General features: G+C 72.7%; 7 protein-coding genes and 3 tRNA genes. 4 read left to right on the top strand and 6 right to left on the bottom strand.

The features are described 5' to 3' along the window. Nucleotides 1–47 precede the first annotated feature (47 nt). Entirely contained in the window at nt 48–1460 is a 1413-nt protein-coding gene (locus tag ACFY3D_RS32815) for an LVIVD repeat-containing protein (protein ID WP_389986763.1), read from the top strand. Between the two features lie 193 nt (nt 1461–1653). On the opposite strand, the gene ACFY3D_RS32810 is transcribed toward ACFY3D_RS32815, so the two are convergent. The 3 genes from ACFY3D_RS32810 to hutH all read right to left on the bottom strand — a co-directional run bounded on the left by ACFY3D_RS32810 (nt 1654) and on the right by hutH (nt 5220). Next, a complete protein-coding gene (locus tag ACFY3D_RS32810) occupies nt 1654–2484 on the bottom strand; it encodes an aminotransferase class IV (RefSeq protein WP_350949126.1) in 831 nt (276 codons plus the stop codon). After that, a complete protein-coding gene (locus tag ACFY3D_RS32805) occupies nt 2481–3500 on the bottom strand; it encodes a chorismate-binding protein (protein ID WP_362907346.1) in 1020 nt (339 codons plus the stop codon). Before ACFY3D_RS32805 ends, ACFY3D_RS32810 begins: the two co-directional genes overlap by 4 nt. 172 nt (nt 3501–3672) lie before the next feature. Beyond that, nucleotides 3673–5220: a histidine ammonia-lyase gene (hutH, locus tag ACFY3D_RS32800; RefSeq protein ID WP_389986759.1), complete on the bottom strand. Its 1548-nt coding sequence runs from the start codon at nt 5218–5220 to the stop codon at nt 3673–3675. A 152-nt stretch (nt 5221–5372) separates the two neighbouring features. On the opposite strand from hutH, the gene ACFY3D_RS32795 reads away from it, so the two are divergent. The 3 genes from ACFY3D_RS32795 to ACFY3D_RS32785 all read left to right on the top strand — a co-directional run bounded on the left by ACFY3D_RS32795 (nt 5373) and on the right by ACFY3D_RS32785 (nt 5631). Continuing rightward, a tRNA-Gly gene (locus ACFY3D_RS32795) sits at nt 5373–5444 on the top strand. A 27-nt stretch (nt 5445–5471) separates the two neighbouring features. After that, nucleotides 5472–5542, top strand: a tRNA-Cys gene (locus ACFY3D_RS32790). Nucleotides 5543–5556: 14 nt separating this feature from the next. Then, a tRNA-Val gene (locus tag ACFY3D_RS32785) sits at nt 5557–5631 on the top strand. A 354-nt stretch (nt 5632–5985) separates the two neighbouring features. Here the strand turns inward: ACFY3D_RS32785 and ACFY3D_RS32780 are convergent. From ACFY3D_RS32780 to ACFY3D_RS32770, 3 genes are all read right to left on the bottom strand, one after another. After that, entirely contained in the window at nt 5986–11625 is a 5640-nt protein-coding gene (locus tag ACFY3D_RS32780; RefSeq protein WP_389986756.1) for a type I polyketide synthase, read from the bottom strand. 101 nt (nt 11626–11726) lie between these two features. After that, complete coding sequence (locus ACFY3D_RS32775; protein ID WP_389986753.1) at nt 11727–18389, bottom strand: SDR family NAD(P)-dependent oxidoreductase; 6663 nt, start codon at nt 18387–18389, stop codon at nt 11727–11729. Nucleotides 18390–18465: 76 nt separating this feature from the next. After that, nucleotides 18466–19593: beta-ketoacyl reductase (locus tag ACFY3D_RS32770; RefSeq protein ID WP_389986750.1), on the bottom strand; the 1128-nt coding region annotated here is incomplete at its 5' end.

The following is a 19593-nucleotide window of genomic DNA, read 5'->3' as shown; positions in this document are numbered from 1 at the left end:
GCATAGCTTCAATAATGGGGCAAGTGGACCGACATATTGGGGGCACCGTGCGACCGATCGTGGCATTCGGCCTGGCCGGGTTACTTCTCGTGGCCGGGTGCGGGGCGGACCCGACTCCCGCGGCCTCGCCGCCGTCCGCCGCCACCTCTGCCCCTCCGGCCACGCCGGAGGAGAGCCCGAGCTCCACGGGGCAGACGACCTCCGCTCCCGGCGTCTCCGGTGACGGCATCCACAGCGACAACATCACGCATGTGGCCAACGTGCCTCCCGGCGCCCCGCTCGACGGGCCCCAGGCATGGGGGACCGACCTGGCCTTCCAGGGGGACTACGCGTTCGTCGGCAACTTCGAGGGCTTCACCGTCTTCGACATCTCCGAGCCGTCGAGCCCCTCGGTGGTCAGCCGGGTGCTCTGCCCCGGTGAGCAGAACGACATCTCGGTGAGCGGGGACCTGCTGTTCCTCTCGATCGACTCCGTCCGGGCCGGCACCGAGTGCGACGCCCAGCGTGGAGAGCCGGAGTCCGACGGTTTCGAGGGCATCCGGATCTTCGACATCTCGGACAAGAGCCACCCGAAGTTCGTCTCCGCGGTCCGTACCGACTGCGGTTCCCACACGCACACCCTCGTGCCCGGCAAGAGCTCGGACAAGGTCTACCTCTACATCTCCTCCCCCGGCCCGGAGCCGGAGTCGACGACCTGCCCCGCGCCGCACAACAAGATCTCCGTGGTCGAGGTGCCCGTCAAGGCTCCGGAGACCGCCAAGGTGGTCTCGAAGCCGGTGCTCTCCGGCCAGCTGCCCGAGGACGGGATCGGCGGCTGCCACGACCTCACGGCCTATCCCGAGAAGGACCTCGCCGCCGCCGCCTGCTTCGGCGACGGGTTCCTGCTGGACATCGCCGACCGGGTCAATCCCAAGGTGCTCCAGCGCGTGAGCGACAAGCAGAACTTCTCCATCTGGCACTCGGCGACGTTCAACAACGACGCCACCAAGATCGTCTTCGGGGACGAGCTGGGCGGCGGTGTCAGCGCGACCTGTGACTCCAACACTCCGAAGACCAAGGGCGCCAACGCGGTGTACGACCTCGGCAAGGACCGCAAGCTCACGCTCCGCGGCTACTTCAAGATCCCGAGGGAGCAGGCCGCCGAGGAGAACTGCGTCGCGCACAACGGGTCGCTGCTGCCGGTGCCGGGCAAGGACATCATGGTCCAGGCGTGGTACCAGGGCGGGGTGTCCGTCTGGGACTTCACCGACGCGGACAAGCCCCGGGAGATCGGCTTCTTCGAGCGGGGCCCGATCCCGGGGCTCGGCGGATCCTGGTCGGCGTACTACTACAACGGCCACATCTACTCGAGTGACATCACCAGGGGCCTGGACGTGCTCCGGATCGACGACCCGCTCACCGATCCGGCCTCCAAGGTCAGGATCAAGGAACTGAACGCGCAGACCCAGGTGTCCTACTAGCCCCGTTTCCCACCCGCGCCACATCGTCGCGCCTCAGCGGCGATGTCCGATCGACACGGTCCGATCGACGCGGCGGGTGAGCCCTCGCGTCGATCGGGGGGCGCGTGCGGGACACGGGATCGGCGGGCAGCCGGACGACCGGCTCCGGGGAGCGTACGCTCACCGGAGCCGGAACCCGGGGCTCAGCGGTCGCTCAGGGGTCGAGGTCGGCGGCGGAGCGCTCGGCGAAGACCCGCATGGCCTTGGCGGTGATCGGGCCGGGCGCGGCGGGCAGCACGGTCTGGTCGACCGCGCGGATCGGCTGGATGTCGCGGGTGGTGGAGGTGAGGAACGCCTCCTCGGCCTCGTACAGGGCCGAGAGCGGGACGTCCTCCTCGATGCCCCCGCACCACTCCAGGGCGAGCGCGCGGGTGACCCCCGCCAGGCAGCCCGAGGCGAGCGTGGGGGTGAGCAGCCTCCCGTCGCGTACGACGAAGACGTTGCTGCCGGTGCCCTCGCAGAGGTCGCCCGCGAGGTTCTCGAAGATCGCCTCGCCTCCGCCCCTGGCCTTGGCGTAGAACAGCGCCTTGGCGTTGTCGCCGTAGGAGGTGCTCTTCACCCCGGCGAGCGCGCCGCGCTCGTTGCGCGGCCAGGGCACGACGGTGACGTCGGCGGTGGCCGGGAACGGCTTCTGCTCGTCGACGATCACCACGGTCGTGCAGCCCTGGTCGCCCCGGTCGGAGCCGAGCGGTCCCGGGCCGCTGGTGTAGGTGACGCGGACGCGGCCGAGCTTCCAGGGCGGGGCCTCGGCCAGGCAGGCGCGGACCCCGTCGGCGATCGCCTCCACGTCGGGGTCGGGCAGATCCATCCGCCGCGCCGAGAGCGTGAGCCGGTCGAGGTGGCGAGTGAGCGCGAACGTGGTGCCGTTCACGCACTTGATGGTCTCGAACACCCCGTCACCGACCATCAAGCCGTGATCGAACACCGAGACGGTGGCCTGATCCGGAGCGACAAGTGCCCCGTTAAGCCATATAGGTACGTTCATCCGACTCCTTCTGAACCTGATGTTGATGCCAGCGCGATGAGCCGGGAGGCCTTCAACTCGGTCTCGTCCCATTCGCGTCGCGGGTCGCTCCCCCAGGTTATGCCCGCGCCCGTACCGAAACGGATTTCGTCGGACGACAACCAGAACGTGCGGATTCCCACGGCCAGGCAGGCCCGCCGCCGGTCGGCGTCGACCCAGCCCACGGTTCCACAGTAGGGCCCGCGCGGCTCGGGTTCGAGCTCATCGATGATCCTCAGAGCCGAGGATTTCGGGGCTCCGGTCACCGAGCCCGGCGGGAAGGTCGCGGAGAACAGGTCCGGCCACCCGTACTCCGGCGCGAGCCGCGCCCGGACCGTGGAGACCAGGTGTACGAGACCCGGGTGCTCCTCCACCTCGCACAGGGCGGGCACGCTCACCGAACCGACCACGGCGACCTTGCCCAGGTCGTTGCGGACGAGATCGACGATCATCACGTTCTCCGCGTAATCCTTCTCCAGCAGGTCCCCCGCGGTGACCCCGGTTCCCTTGATCGGCCCGGACTCGACCACGTCGCCGTTCCTGGACAGGAAGAGCTCCGGGGAGGCCGACACGACGGCCAGTCCCGGCAGGCTCACCGTGGCGGCGTAGGGGGCGGGGTTGCCCTCCGCCAGCCGTACGGCCAGGGCGAGCGGGTCGGGCTCCTCCCCCGCCGGGAGCGGCGCGGTCAGCACCCGGCAGAGGTTGGCCTGGTAGACCTCGCCCCGCTCGATGTAGGCGCGGATGCGCCGCACGCCGTCCTCGTAGGCGGCCCGGTCCAGGGAGGTGCGCCACGACGACGGGTGCGGGCCCCGCCAGGGGCCGCGCGGCGCGGGCAGCGGTGCCCTGCGGACGTCGCCGAACCGGGCACACGTCACCTTGCCCTCGTAGTCGACCACGACGGCCCACCATCCCTCGCCGTCCAGCGCGGCGAGATCGGTGGTGAGGTCCCGGAGACCGGTCGCCAGATATCCGGTGACATGCGCAAAAGAATCATGCACTTCCCTATTGTCCCGCCGCTCCGGCCAGCAGCCGTACCAGGGTGCGGGCGGCCGGGCCGCGCCCATGATCCTGTCACTCAGGCAACGAGCACCGGATCGGGCGAGTGGCAGAGGTGGCAGGCGGTGGAGAGGAGATCACCGTGCCTTCGAACCCCTGCCGGCGCCGTTACCCCTACGACAGAGGGCCGGTGACCGTCTCCGCCGCGGCGACGATCGCGTTGGCCGCGACGAGCTGGACCACTGTCTCGATCTCCGGAGCGAGGAAGCGGTCGGGGCCCGGCCCGGGAACGGACTGGCGCACGACGTCCACGACGGCCGCGGTCGCCGCGGCCGACCGCAGCGGAGCGCGCAGGTCCAGGGCCCGCGCGGCGGTGAAGACCTCCACCGCGAGCACCCGGGTGAGGCCGTCCACCGAGCGGCGCAGCTTACGCGCGGCCGACCAGCCCATGGAGACGTGGTCCTCCTGCATCGCGGAGCTCGGGATGGAGTCGACGCTCGCGGGCGCGGCCAGGCGCTTGAGCTCGGAGACCACCGCCGCCTGGGTGTACTGGGCGATCATGTGGCCGGAGTCGACGCCGGGGTCGTCCGCGAGGAAGGCGGGCAGGCCGTGGTTGCGGGCCACGTCCAGCATGCGGTCGGTGCGGCGCTCGGAGATGCTCGCCATGTCCGCGACCGCGATGGCCAGGAAGTCGAGCACGTAGCCGACGGGGGCCCCGTGGAAGTTGCCGTTGGACTCCACCCGGCCGTCGGCGAGGACCACCGGATTGTCGATCGCGGAGGCCAGCTCCCGCCCGGCGACCAGGGCGGCGTGCGCCAGGGTGTCGCGGGCGGCCCCCGCGACCTGCGGGGCGCACCTGAGGGAGTACGCGTCCTGGACGCGGGTGCAGGTGCCGTCCCGGTGGGAATCCATGATCTGCGAGCCGTCGAGCAGTGCCCTGAGGTTGGCGGCGCTGGCCGCCTGCCCGGGATGCGGACGCAGGGCCTGCAGGTCGGCGGCGAAGACGCGGTCGGTGCCCAGGAGCGCCTCCACGCTCATGGCCGCGCTCACGTCGGCGGTCCTGAACAGGCGGGTGAGGTCGTCCATCGCCAGGATGAGCATGCCGAGCATGCCGTCGGTGCCGTTGACGAGCGCGAGCCCCTCCTTCGCCGCGAGTTCCACGGGCTCGATCCCCGCCTGCTTGAGCGCCTCCGCGGCGTCGGCCCGCTCCCCCGCGGCGTCGCGGACGACACCTTCGCCCATGATCGTGAGGGCCACGTGGGAGAGCGGCGCGAGGTCGCCGGAGCAGCCGAGGCTTCCGTACTCGTGTACGACGGGGGTGATCCGCGCGTTGAGCAGGCCCTCCAGCACCCTGGCCGTCTTCGGGCGCACGCCGGTGTGGCCGGTGGCCAGGGTGTGCAGGCGCAGCAGCATCATCGCCCGGGTGACCTCGACCTCGACCTCGGGGCCCGAGCCGGCGGCGTGCGAGCGTACGAGGGATCGCTGCAGCTGGGCGCGGAGCGAGGGGTCGATGTGCCGGGTGGCCAGCGCGCCGAACCCGGTGGAGACGCCGTAGGCGGGGGTGGGGCTCTCGGCCAGCTCGTCCACCCGGGTGCGGGCCGCCGCCATGGCGGCCAGGGCGTCGTCGCCGAGGCGTACCGGGGCACCGTGCCTGGCGACCCTGACGACCTCCTCGAAGCTCAGCGGCTCCGGCCCGATGGTCACGACATCGTTGTCGCGCATACTGCCAACTCTCTCGCGTAGGGTGAGTCGTGGTAACTGGTGAAACCATAGCTGGCTCCTTACATCTCACGATAGCGGCCGTATTCGGTTTGGGGAGTCGCCGGGTATTCGCTAGAGTTCTCACAGTGAGTCCGGGCCGGTCCCGGAAGCACGCGGAAGTGGCTCAGTGGTAGAGCATCACCTTGCCAAGGTGAGGGTCGCGGGTTCGAATCCCGTCTTCCGCTCGGAAAAGGGGCATCCGCCCCCCACTCGGTGGAGTGGCCGAGAGGCGAGGCAACGGCCTGCAAAGCCGTCTACACGGGTTCAAATCCCGTCTCCACCTCTGGTTTTCAGCGAGGACGATTAGCTCAGCGGGAGAGCGCTTCCCTGACACGGAAGAGGTCACAGGTTCAATCCCTGTATCGTCCACCATCCGCCACGGAACACGGCGAAACGGCCGTCGACACCCCCGCTCGGGGTCGTCGACGGCCTTCTTTTTGTTCCAGGTCGAGCTTCCTGTTCCGAGCCGACCTCCATCGGCCCGGCCGGGTTTCCTGTTCCTGCCCCCGCCGCCATCGGCCCGGACGGGCCACCCGCCGCCCGCTTCGCCCGGCGAGCACCCGGCCCGGCTCGTCCGAGCGGTTACGGGCCGCCCACGGATCAGCCTGGAAGGGTGGTTCGAGCCCTTCGGCCCGTTCACCTGTGCACCACTCTCTCGCCGGTACCCGAGAGCCCGCCGATGCACCCGGGGCGCCGCCGGGCCGGGTGAGCCCGGCGGCGCGGTTCTCAGCGGTCGGCGGGCGGCGACTCCAGCGACTCCAGCCAGCCCTCGATGGCACGGGCCATCGAGGGTGACCTGTCCTCCAGCATGGTGTAGTGGTCACCCTCGACCTCACGGAGGACGTGGTCGGTGTGCCAGGAGGCGCGCCAGTCGTCGGTGACGGGTATCTCGCCGTCGAAGCCGGTCAGCGGGGTGTCCGGGTGCAGGAACAGGATGGGCGCGCGTACCTCGCCCACCGTGCTCTCACGGAACAGCCGGTAGTAGCGACCCATCGCCGCCAGCCGTGCGCTGGTGAACGGGCCGAACGACGCCTCCCTGTCGAACATGCCCCGCACCAGTTGCATGCCGATGTCGTCGATGACCTTGCCGTCGGGCATGAAGGTGTCCAGCAGGACCAGTCCTCGCGGGTTGATCCCGATACTCTCCAGGTAGCCGACGGCGGCGTGCGCGAAGATACCGCCCGCGCAGTAGCCGAGGACCGCGAACGGCTCGTCCCCCGCGGCCCGGCGTACGGACTCCGCCCACACCCGCACCGCGGCGTCGACCGTGCCGGGAAGCCTCTCCTCCTTGGCGAAACCGGGCACCGTGAGCGCGAAGAGGTCCCGGACACCGCGGAAGTTCGCGGCGAGCCGGGCGAACTGGGTCGCCCCGCCCAGCGCCATGGGGGTGCTGAAGCAGAACAGCGCGGGTGTGCCGGGCCCGGAGGCGAGCTTGACCGGCGGCGGGATCTCGTCGAGCTCCTCGACCGAGGAGAAGGAGGGACGCAGGTCGGCCATCGCCCGCAGCAGCCCCATGGCCTCGTGCATCTTCCCCGCGCGGGCGGCCTCGTGGAACAACGCGCTGGGGGTCTCCGAGGGGTCCGCACCGCCCGGCGCGTTCTCCCCGGCACCGTCCAGGCGGGCCGCCAGCTCACCCAGGAGGTGTTTTGCCAGGTCGGAGGGGTTGGGATAGTCGAAGATCACCGTCGCGGGCATCCGCAGCCCGGTCGCCTTGACAAGGCCGTTGCGCAGTTCCATGGAGGTCAGCGAGTCGAAACCGGCCTCCAGGAAGTTCTGGTGCGCGTCGACCGCGTCGGGGCCGGGGTGTCCGAGCACCCTGGCGGCGTGCGCCCGTATTGCCTCGCGGAGCACGTCCAGTCGCTCCTCCTCGGGCAACCCGGAGAGCCTCGCCGTCAACGGCGCTCCGTCCGTCTCCTCCTCGGCGTCGCCGTCGTCGAGGATCGCGGTGACCTCGGGAAGGGCACGCAGCAGCGGGCGGGACCTGGAGAGGGTGTACGCGGGGGCGAACCGGCTCCAGTCGATGTCGGCCACCACCAGGTGGGACTCGTCGTGGTCCAGGGCCTGGCCGAGCGCGGCCGTGGCCGAGGAGGGCTCCATGGCACGCACGCCGAGGCGGCGCAGCCGGGAGCCGACCTCGTCGTCCACCATGCCGCCGCCGCCCCAGGCACCCCAGGCGACGCAGGTGGCCGCCGTGCCGCGGGCGCGGCGCCGAGCGGCCAGCGCGTCCAGGAACGCGTTCGCCGCGGCGTACGCCGCCTGTCCCCCCTGCCCCCACACGGCGGCCCCCGAGGAGAACAGCGCGAACAGGTCCAGCGGCCGGTCGCCCAGCAGTTCGTCCAGGTGACGCGCGCCCACCACCTTGGCCAGCCCGACCTCGGCGAACTCCTCGACCGTGGTGCCGGGCAGCGGCGCGCCGTCCCTGACGACGCCGGCCGCGTGGACCACCGCGCGCAGCGGGTACTCGGCGGGCAGCGAGTCCAGCAGGCGGCGGAGGTCCTCGCGGTCGGCGACGTCGCACGCGGCGATCGTGACCGTGACGCCCAGGGCCGCGAGCTCGGCCTCCAGCTCGGCGGCACCCTCGGCGGCGCGGCCGCGCCGGCTCGTCAGGAGCAGGTGCTCGACGCCCCGGCCCGCCAGCCAGCGGGCCACGTGCGCGCCGACCCCGCCGGTTCCGCCGGTGACGAGCGCGGTGCCGCTCAGCCGCCGGACACCGCCGGAGCCGGAGGCGCTTTCGACCGCGCCGATCGGTGCCCGCACCATCCGGCGGGCGAGGATCCCGTTCTGCCTGACCGCCAGTTGTTCCTCTCCGCCCGGCCCTGCCAGCACGCCGCAGAGGCGGTCGACGGCCCGCTCGTCCGGGGAGGGGGGCAGATCGACGAGGCCGCCCCAGGTGTCCGGGTGGTCCAGGGCGAGGACGGTGCCGATCCCCCAGACCTGCGCCTGGAACGGGGCGGCGTCCCCGCTTCGTCCCGGCTCCGCCCGGGAGGTCTGCTCGGCCCCCGAGGCGCCGGTGTCCACCGCGCCGGAGGTCACGGCCCACAGCGGCGCCGTGACGCCCGCGTCGCTCAGGGCCTGGACGAGGGTGACGGTCGCCGCCGTGCCGCGTGAGAGTCCCGGGTGCACCGGGTGGAGGTGTTCGTCCAGCGCCAGCAGGGAGAGCACACCGGTCACGGACTCGTCGGCGAGCCGGTCGCGCAGCGCCGAGGCGAGCGCGGCGCGGTCCTGCCCGCCCACCTCGAGGGGAATCACCCGGGCGCCGTTCCTGGCGAGCCCCGCGACGACCGCGGTCGTCGCGGGGGCGTCGTCCGCGGGCAGGGCGACCAGCCACGAGCCGGTGAGCGTGCCACCCACCGGCTCGCCGACCGGCCGCCAGGCCACCCGGTAGCGCCAGAAGTCGATCGTGGCCCGCTCCCGCGTGCGCCGACGCCAGGAGGACAGCGCGGGCAGCATCTCGTTCAGGACGTCGGGAGCGACCCGCAGGTCGTCGGCGAGGCTCAGCGCGTTCCCGTGCTCGACGGCCTCCCAGAAGGCGGTGTCCACCGGGTCGGCGGCCGGGGCCCGCACGGCCGCCGGGGACTCCAGCCAGTAGCGCCGCCGCTGGAAGGCGTAGGTCGGCAGGTCCACCGGGCGGGCCCCGGGATACAGGCCGGACCAGTCGACGGTGACGCCCCGGACGTGCAGCTCGGCGGCGGAGGCGAGGAGCCGGGGCAGCCCGCCCTCGTCGCGGCGCAGGGTGCCGGTGACGACGGCGTCGTGGCCGAGCGCGTCGAAGGTCTCCTGCAGGCCCATGGTGAGCACCGGGTGCGGGCTGGTCTCGACGAACACGCCGTACCCCTGCGCGGCGAGCGCGCGGACGGCGCCGTCGAAGCCGACCGTGCGGCGCAGGTTGGTGTACCAGTACTCGGCGTCGAGGCCGGTGGTGTCGATCCAGTCGCCGGTCACCGTGGAGATCATCGGCACCTCGCCCGAGCGGGGCTCGATCGGCCCGAGATCCTGGAGCAGGCGCTCGCGCAGCTCCTCGACCTGCGCGGAGTGCGAGGCGTAGTCGACGGGGACCTTCCTGGCCCGCACGCCCTCCCCGGTCAGCCCGTCGATCAGCTCGTCGAGGGCGTCCGGGACGCCGGAGACCACGACCGAGCGGGCCCCGTTCACCGCCGCGACGGAGATCCGGTCCCGCCAGGGCTCCAGCCGCGCGGTCAGCTCATCGACGGGCAGCCCGACGGAGACCATGCCTCCGCGCCCGGCGAGCACGTCGCCGATGGCCCGGCTGCGCAGGGCGGCGACGCGGGCGCCGTCCTCGAGGGAGAGCGCCCCGGCGACCGTGGCGGCGGCGATCTCACCCTGGGAGTGGCCGATCACGGCGTCGGGGCGGATTCCGTACCCGCTCCAGAGCCGGGCGAGCGACACCATGACCGCCCACAGCACCGGCTGGACCACGTCCACCCTGTCCAGCGGGGGCGCCCCCGCCTCCCCGCGCAGCACAGCGGACAGCGACCAGTCCACGAACGGCGCCAGTGCCCGCTCGCAGTCGGCGAGGTGCGCGGCGAAGATGGGGGAGGCTGCGAGCAGTTCCGTGGCCATCCCGGCCCACTGCGAGCCCTGGCCGGGGAAGACGAACACCGTCTTGCCCGGCGTCCCGGCCGCCACCCCGGTGGTTGTGCCACCGGCCGCGCCGGTGATCGCGCCGGTGACGGTGTCGCCCGAGATCAGCCCGCGCACGCCGGCCAGCAACTCCTCACGGTCGCGTCCCACCACCACGACCCGGTGCGGGAAGGCGGTGCGCGCGGCCAGGGCGAGGCCGATGTCGGCGGCCGGCCGCCCCGGGTGGTCCTCGGCGTAGGCGAGAAGCCGGTCGAGCTGTGCTCGCAGGACGGGCGCGCTCTTCGCCGAGACCGCCCACGCCGCCGCGCCGCCCGGCAGCGCGAGCATCGGCGCCGGCTCCCTGACCTCCCCCGGCTCCCCGGACGCGCCTTCGGCGGCCGGGGCCTGCTCGACGATCACATGGGCGTTGGTGCCGCTGACGCCGAAGGAGGAGACGCCCGCACGGCGGGGCCGGTCCACGTCGTCCGGCCACTCGACGGGTTCGGTCAGCAGCCGGACGTTCCCCGCCGTCCAGTCCACGTGGGAGGAAGGCTCGGACACGTGCAGGGTGGCGGGCAGGACACCGGCGCGCAACGCCATCAGCATCTTGATCACGCCCGCGACCCCGGCGGCGGCCTGGGTGTGGCCGATGTTCGACTTGATCGAGCCCAGCCAGAGCGGCCGGTCCTGCGGACGGTCCCCGCCGTACGCGGCGAGCAGGGCCTGCGCCTCGATCGGGTCGCCGAGAGTGGTCCCGGTGCCGTGCGCCTCGACGGCGTCCACGTCGAACGCGGCGAGACCGGCGTTGGCCAGCGCGCGGCGGATGACCCGTTGCTGGGACACCCCGTTCGGGGCGGACAGGCCGTTGCTCGCACCGTCCTGGTTGACCGCGGAGCCGCGGATGACCCCGAGGATCGGGTGGCCGTTGCGGCGCGCGTCGGACAGCCGTTCCAGCAGCAGCATGCCCGCGCCCTCACCCCACCCCGTACCGTCGGCGTCGTCGGAGAACGCCTTGCAGCGGCCGTCTCGCGCGAGACCCCGCTGGCGGCTGAACTCCACGAAAGCCTCGGGCGTGGCCATCACGGTCACCCCGCCGGCCAGGGCGAGCGTGCTCTCCCCGCGCCGCAGCGACTCGCACGCCCAGTGCAGCGCCACCAGGGACGACGAGCACGCGGTGTCGACGGTGACCGCAGGACCCTTGAGCCCGAACACGTAGGCGACCCGACCGGAGATCACGGCGGTGGAGTTGCCGGTCAGCAGGTGGCCCTCCACCCCCTCCGGCAGCGCGTCCAGGCCGGTGCCGTACCCGCTGGAGAAGGCGCCGACGAAGACACCGGTCTGGCTGCCCTTCAGCGAGGTCAGGTCGACGCCGGCCCGCTCGAACGCCTCCCACGACACCTCAAGAAGCAACCGTTGCTGCGGGTCGGCGGCGAGCGCCTCACGCGGCGAGATGCCGAAGGAGCCCGCGTCGAAGTCTCCGGCGTCGTAGAGGAAACCGCCCTCGCGGGTGTAGCTGGTCCCCGGCCGGGTGAGCTCAGGGTCGTACAGGGTCTCCACATCCCAGCCCCGGTCGCCGGGGAACTCCGAGACGCCGTCGCGGCCCTCCGCGACGAGCCGCCACAGCTCCTCGGGGCTGCGCACGCCCCCGGGGAACCGGCATCCCGCCGCGATGACCGCGATCGGCTCGCGGTCCTTGGCCTCCGCCTCGCGCAGCCGCTGCTGGGCCTGCTGGAGGTCCGCGGTCACCCGCCGGAGATAGCCGAGGAGCTTCTGCTCGTCCGCCACGTCACGTCACCTTCCCCACACGTCGAGCCGAGCGCCCACCGCTGGGGCATTCGGTACGGAGAGACCGTTCATCACGGCAGGAACATTCGGGAACACGGGGCTCAGAGCCCCTTGTCGATCAGTGCGAACAGTTCGTCGGCGCTCGCCGACTCCACGCCCTCGCCGACGGCCGCGCCTACTCCGTCCGGCTCGGGCCTGTCTCCGCGCCACTGGGCCAGCAGACCTCCCAGACGTGTGGCGATCGTGAACCGCGTCTCCTCGTCGGGGGTGATCTCGGTGAGCACCCGACCCAGCCGGTCGAGTTCCCGCAGGACCTGTGCCTCGGTCGGCGCCTCGTCCGGCACCAGTTCCGCGCGCAGGTAGTCGGCGAGGGCGGTCGGGTTCGCGTAGTCGAACACCAGCGTGGCGGGCAACCGCCTGCCGGTCGCGGTGTTCAGCCGGTTGCGCAACTCGACCGAGGTGAGCGAGTCGAAGCCCATCTCGTCGAAGGCCCGGTCGGCCTCCACCTGGTCGGTGGAGGTGTGGCCGAGCACGGCGGCGACCTCGGCCCGCACCAGGTCGAGCAGCATCCGGTGACGGTCGGCCGCGGGGAGCGCGGCCAGGCCGGCGAGCAGGCCCGCGCCGGTCTGCCCGCCCCCGGCGGCCGTCGCGGTACGGCGGGCCGGCGCGCGCACCACACCCCGCAGCAGCGGCGGCAGCCGGTCGCCCTTGGCCGCCAGCGCCTTGGCGTCGAGGCGGATCGGCACCAGCGCCGACTCCGGCCTGCCCGCCGCGGCGTCGAGCAGGGCCAAGCCCTCCTCCGGTGTCAGCGGCACGACACCGTCGCGGGCCATCCGGCCGATGTCGGCGTCGGTGAGAGTGCCGAGCATGCCGCCGACCTCGGCCCACGGGCCCCAGGCGAGCGAGAGCGCGGGCAGTCCCCGCGCGCGCCGCAGCCCGGCCAGCGCGTCCAGGAACGCGTTGGCCGCGGCGTAGTTACCCTGCCCGGTGCTGCCGAACGTGCCGGCCACCGACGAGAACAGTACGAACGACGACAGGTCGAGGTCGCGGGTCAGCTCGTGCAGGTTCAGCGCGGCGTCCGCCTTGGGGCGCAGCACCCTGTCCACCCGGTCGGGGGTGAGTGAGGCGATCGTCCCGTCGTCCAGTACGCCCGCGGCGTGCACCACCGCGGTGAGCGGGTGCTCGGCGGGCACCCCGGCCAGCAGCTTCGCCAGGGCGGTCCGGTCGGCCGCGTCGCAGGCGACGATCTCGACGTTCGCCCCCAGGTCCGTCAGTTCGGCACGCAGCCGCTCCGCCCCCTGGGCGGCGGGACCGCCACGGCTGGTCAGCAGGAGGTTGCGGACGCCGTGGGCGGTCACGAGGTGGCGGGCGACGAGGCCGCCGAGGCCGCCGGTGCCGCCGGTCACCAGCACGGTGCCGTCCTGGGCGAGCGGGACGGGCATGGTGAGCGCGACCTTGCCGACGTGTCTGGCCTGCGACAGGAAGCGGAACGCCTCGGGGGCGCGGCGGATGTCCCAGGCGACCACCGGCAGCGGCCGGATCGCCCCCCGCTCGAACAGGTCGAGGAGGGCACGCAGCATCTCCCCGATCCGGTCGTACCCGGCCTCGACGAGGTCGAAGTCGCGGTAGCGGACGCCGGGATGCTCGGCGGCCACGGCCTCGGGCGGGCGAACGTCGGTCTTGCCCATCTCCACGAACCGTCCGCCGCGCGGCAGCATCCGCAGCGAGGCGTCGACGAAGTCGCCCGCCAGCGAGTTGAGCACCACGTCGACCCCTCCCCCGCCGGTCGAGGCGAGGAAGGAGGATTCGAAGTCCAGGGTGCGCGAGGAGGAGATGTGGGCCTCGTCCAGCCCTATGGAGCGTAGGACATCCCATTTTCCGGTTCCGGCGGTTCCGTAGACCTCGGCTCCGAAATGCCGGGCGAGTTGCACGGCCGCCATGCCCACTCCGCCCGCGGCGGCGTGGATCAGCACCTTCTCCCCCGCCTTCAGGGCCGCCAGGTCCACCAGCGCGTAGTACGCGGTGAGGAAGGCGACCGGCGTCGACGCGGCCTGGGCGAAGGTCCAGCCGCCGGGCACGGCGACCAGCTGGCGGTGGTCGGTGACGGCCAGCGGGCCGAACGCGCCGCCGTCGAACATGCCCATCACCCGGTCGCCCTCGGCGAACGCGGTGACGCCGGGACCGACCTCCACGACGCGGCCCGCTCCTTCGAGGCCCATCGCGCCCGCCTCGCCCGGATACATGCCGAGCGCGTTGAGCACGTCCCGGAAGTTCACCCCGGCGGCGCGGAGCTCGACCCTGACCTGTCCCGGTGCCAACGGGGCGACGGCCGCGGGCGCGTCCAGGAAGGCCAAATTCTCCAGGGTGCCCTTGTCCAGGCTGTCCATCCGCCAGGAGGCGGCGCCCTCGGGCGGCACGAGCCCGGCGCCGGTCGCCCGGACGAGCCTGGCGGCCAGCACGGCTCCTCCTTCCCTCAGCGCCACCTGCGGCTCGCCGGTCGCGAGCGCGGCGGGGAGCCGTCCCGCCGACGCGGCGTGACCGTCCAGGTCGGCCAGGACGAACCTGTCCGGGTTCTCCGCCTGGGCGGAACGGACCAGGCCCCACACCGCGGCACCCACGACGTCACGGGCGGTCTCCCCGGACCCGGCGGAGACCGCTCCCCGGGTCACGAAGACCAGCCGGGAGTCGTCGAGGCGGTCGTCGGCCGACCAGGCCCGAGCCAGGTCCAGCGCCCGCTGGACGGCCGAGCGGACGGCCCCCGCCACAGCCTCCGTGCCGGTTTCCGTGTCGATCTCGGTGTCGGTGTGGGGTCCGGCGGCGTGAGCGGTGGTCCCGCCGGCGCTCTCCGCGCTCACGAGGACAACGTCGGGAACGGTCGCACCGGAGTCGAGGGCCGCGACCAGTTCCTCGATCCCGGCGTAGGAGGCCGGGGAGATCCCGGCCGCGCGCAGCGCCTCCCCGGCGGCCGGGACGTCGCCGCCGAGCAGCGCCCACTCCTGCACCGGTACGGTCCCGGCCTCGGCCGGGACCCACTCCACCCGGTGCAGCGAACGCCCGGGGTCCGTGCGTGCGCCGGCGAGGTCGGCGGAACCGATGGGCCGCAGTACGAGCGAGCCGATCGACACGACAGGACGCCCGGCCTGGTCGGCCGCCTCCAGGCGCAGCGAGTCGCCTCCGGTCGGCACCACCCGCACCCGCAGGCCTGACGCCCCGGCGGCGTGCAGTTCCACCTCCGACCACGTGAACGGCAGCGCGGCGTGCTCCATCGAGGCACCACTGAGGGCGAGGGCGTGCAGGGCGGCGTCCAGCAGGGCCGGGTGGACGCCGAAGAGCGCGGCGTCGGCGGCGACGCCCTCGGGCAGCGCGATCTCGGCGAACACCTCGTCGCCACGCGTCCAGGCCGCCCTGAGGCCGCGGAAGGCCGGACCGTAGCGGAGGCCGAGGTCGACGAGCCGGTCATAGAGGCCGTCCGTCTCCACCGGCTCGGCACCGGGCGGCGGCCACTCGCCGAGGTCGAAGTCTCCGGCGGTGCCCGAGGCGGTGAGGAGGCCGGTGGCGTGCCGGGTCCACGCCTCGTCGGCCGCGGTCTCCTCGGCACGTCCGTAGACGCTGATCGCACGGGCCCCGGAGTCGTCGGGCGCGCCGAGCACGACCTGCACCTGGACACCGCTCTGGCCGGTCAGGACCAGCGGGGCCTCCAGGGTGAGCTCCTCGATCCTGTCGCAACCGACCTGGTCTCCGGCGCGGACGGCGAGTTCCACCAGCCCGGTGCCGGGGAACAGCACCGTCTCGCCCACCGCGTGGTCCGCGAGCCATGGGTGGGTACGGGCCGAGAGACGGGTGGTGAACAGGTGTCCACCGGAGTCGGGCAGCTCGACCGCGGCACCCATAAGGGGGTGACCCGGCGTGTCGAGGCCGACGGACTCCGGGTCGCCGGAGGTGGGGACGTGCAGCCAGTAGTCGCGGTGCTGGAAGGCGTAGGTGGGCAGTTCGACCCGGCGTGGTCTCCCCACTCCGGCCGCTGTGGCGGCGTCGGTGAAGAACGCCTCCCAACCAACGGCCACCCCCCGCGTATGCAAAGCGCCCAACGCGGTGACCAACTCCGAAGCCTCACCACGATCCCGGCGCATCACCGGCACGAACACCACCCCGGACCCCACCCCCGAACCAACACCGCCACCGGAACCATCGCCGGCCAGACACTCCTGCCCCATCGCCGACAACACCCCGTCCGGCCCCACCTCCACGAACGTCTCCACCCCCGCAGAAACCAACACCCCCACCCCATCGGCGAACCGCACCGCACCACGCACCTGCTCCACCCAGTACTCCGGCGAACACAACCGCTCCGCCGTCGCCGACTCCCCCGTCAACGTCGACACGATCGGAATCCGCGGCGGGTCGTAGGTGAGCGTCCGGGCCAGGGCGCGGAACTCCTCCAGCATCGGATCCATCAACGGCGAATGGAACGCGTGCGACACCCGCAACCGCTTCGCCCTGATCCCCCGCTCCTCCAGAGCCGCGGCCACCTCCAGCACCGCCTCCTCCACCCCGGAGACCACCACCGACGCGGGACCGTTCACAGCGGCGACCGACACCTGCTCCTCGCGCCCGGCCAGCAGCTCGACGACCTGCTCCTCGGAGGCCCGCACCGACACCATCGCCCCACCGGCGGGAAGCGCCTGCATCAACCGCGCCCGCGCCGCCACCAACACGCACGCGTCCTTCAGCGACAACACCCCCGCCACATGAGCCGCCGCGATCTCCCCGACCGAATGACCGGCCAGCACATCAGGCCGGATCCCCCACGAGGACACCAGCCGGAACAACGCCGTCTCCACCGCGAACAGCGCCGGCTGCGCCCACCCCGTCCGATCCAGCAACTCCGCTTCCGCAGATCCCGGCTCGGCGAACAGCACCTCACGCAGCGACCCGTCCAGCAGCGGATCCAGCTCGGCGATCACCGCGTCCAACGCCGCCGCGAACACCGGGAACCGCGCGTACAACTCCCGGCCCATCCCGGCCCGCTGACTGCCCTGACCGGTGAACAACACCGCCACCCGGCCATCACCCACCCGACCCCGCACCACACCCGAACCCGAACCGCCGGCCAACACCGACAACCCGGCCACCACACTTCCACGGTCCCCGCCCACCACCACCGCACGATGATCGAAGGCGGACCTGCCGGTGGCCAGCGAGTACGCGATGTCCAGCGGCCTCAGGTCCTCGCGCTCCTCCACGAACGCCGCCAGGCGGGCGGCCTGCGCGCCCAGCGCCTCCTCGCCGCGCGCCGACACCACGAACGGCAACGACAATCCCCCGGCGAGCTCCGCCGTCGGAACCGGCAGAGCCCCCTCGATCTCGGTGTCGACGGGCGCGGGGGCCTGCTCGATGATGACGTGGGCGTTGGTGCCGCTGATCCCGAAACCGGAGACTCCCGCGCGGCGCGGGTGGCCGTTCTCCGGCCACTCGACGGGCTCGGTGAGCAGCGACACCGCACCCGCCGACCAGTCGACGTGCGGGGTGGGCTCGTCGACGTGCAGGGTCCTGGGCAGCAGGCCGTTCCGGAGGGCCATCACCACCTTGATGACGCTCGCCACCCCGGCGGCGGCCTGGGTGTGGCCGATGTTGGACTTCACCGAACCCAGCCACAGGGGACGGTCGGCCGGGCGGTCCTGACCGTAGGTGGCGAGCAGCGCCTGGGCCTCGATCGGGTCACCGAGCATGGTGCCGGTGCCGTGCGCCTCCACCGCGTCGACGTCGGCGGCCACCAGTTCGGAGTTGGCGAGCGCCTGGCGGATGACGCGCTGCTGGGAGGGTCCGTTCGGAGCCGACAGGCCGTTGCTGGCACCGTCCTGGTTGACCGCGCTGCCCCGCACCACCGCCAGCACCGGATGACCGTTGCGACGCGCGTCCGACAGCCGTTCCAGCAGCAGCAGGCCGATCCCCTCGGAGAAGGCGGTGCCGTCGGCGGCCGCGGCGAAGGCCTTCACCCGGCTGTCGGGGGCGAGGCCGCGCTGGCGGCTGAACTCCACGAAGATCTCGGGGGTGAAGATGATCGTGACGCCGCCGGTGATGGCCATGGAGCACTCGTCCCTTCTGAGGGACTCGCACGCCATGTGCAGGGTCACCAGCGAGGACGAGCAGGCGGTGTCGGCGGTGACCGCGGGTCCCTCCAGGCCGAGGGTGTAGGAGATCCGCCCGGACATGACGGCGGTGGAGGTGCCCGTCAGCAGGTGACCCTCGACCCCCGCGGGGAAGACCCCCTGGCCGATGCCGTACCCGCTGGAGGCCGCGCCGACGAAGACGCCCGTCCGGCTGCCCTTCACCGTGGCGGGATCGATGCCCGCCCGTTCCAGCAGTTCCCACGAGGTCTCCAGCAGCAGCCGCTGCTGCGGGTCGGAGGCCAGTGCCTCGCGCGGGCTCATCCCGAAGAAGCCCGCGTCGAAACCACCGGCGTCGGCGACGAACCCACCCTCGCGGGCATAGGTGGTGCCGGGGGTGTCCGGGTCGGGGTGGTAGAGCCGGTCCAGGTCCCAGCCCCGGTCCCCGGGGAACCCGGACATGGCGTCCTTCCCGTCCGCGACCAGCCGCCAGAGTTCCTCCGGGCTGTTCACCCCACCGGGCAGGCGGCAGCTCATGGCCACGACCGCGATCGGCTCGCGTTCCCTGGCCTCCACCTCACGCAGGCGGCGTCGGGTGTGCTGCAGGTCGGCGGTGGCACGCTTGAGGTAGTCACGCAGCTTGTCGTCATTCGGCATCGGACGTCAACCAGCCTCGGGGCAGTAGGGATTCGTCATGGGGTGCTCCGTCAAAAGACACCGTCGGGAGGCGCCGTCAGGAGGCGCCGAGTTCCCCGTCGAGGACCGCGAAGAGCTCGTCGTCGGTGACCGACTCGAAGTCCTGCCGGGGCTCGGTCTCCACCGGGTCGCCGTGCGTGTCGTCCCACTTGCGGAGCAGCGCCCGCAGCCGGGCTGTGATCTTGTCGGTATCCCCGCCGTTCCTCGCGTACAGGAGGGTCTCCAGCCGGTCGACCTCCGCGAGGACGGACGCGGCGGGGTCGGCGGCGGGCGGGGCGATCTCGTCCCTGATGTGCTCGGCGAGCACGCCGGGGTTGGGGTAGTCGAAGACCAGGGTGGTCGGCAGGCGCAGCCCGGTGGCACCACCGAGCCGGTTGCGCAGCTCGACGGCGGTGAGCGAGTCGAACCCGAGCTCCTTGAACGCCCTCTCGGGTTCCACCGAGTCCACGCTCGTGTGCCCGAGCACCCCGGCGACCTCGGCGCAGACGAGCTTGACGAGCGCGGCCAGCTGCTCGTCCTCCGACAGACCCGCCAGGCGCTGTTCGAGACCGGAGGCGCTGGGGGTGACGCCTCCCACGGTCCGGACGACCCGGCGGGCGGGGGCGCGGACGAGACCCCGCAGCAGCGCGGAGCGCAGGCCGTTCTCGCCGCGCAGCGCGGCGAGGTCGAGGTTGATCGGCACGAGCAGCGCCTCGTCGAAGGCGCGGGCCGCGTCGAACAGGGCCATCCCCTCCTCCGACGACAGGGCGACCAGTCCTGAACGGGCCATCCGCTCCACGTCGGCGTCGGCGAGGTGGCCGGTCATGCCGCTGCGCTGGTTCCAGAAGCCCCAGGCCAGCGAGAGTCCGGCCAGCCCCTGAGCCCTGCGGTGCGCCGCCAGCGCGTCGAGGAAGGCGTTGGCGGCGGCGTAGCCGCCCTGCCCCGCCCCGTCCAGCACCGCCGCGGCCGAGGAGAACATCACGAACGCCGACAGGTCCAGGTCACGGGTGAGCTCGTGCAGGTTCCACGCCGCGTCCACCTTGGGCCGCAACACCGCGTCCACCCGTTCCGGGGTGAGGGAGTGGACCAGTCCGTCGTCGAGGACGCCGGCGGTGTGCACCACCCCGGTCAACGGCCGATCCGCGGGAATCCCCGCCAACACAGCCGCCAACCCCTCACGATCGGC

Origin of the sequence: Streptosporangium sp. NPDC000509 (assembly GCF_042898365.1) — a bacterium.
Taxonomy (GTDB): domain Bacteria; phylum Actinomycetota; class Actinomycetes; order Streptosporangiales; family Streptosporangiaceae; genus Streptosporangium.
This window is presented reverse-complemented; position numbering and strand designations above follow the sequence as displayed.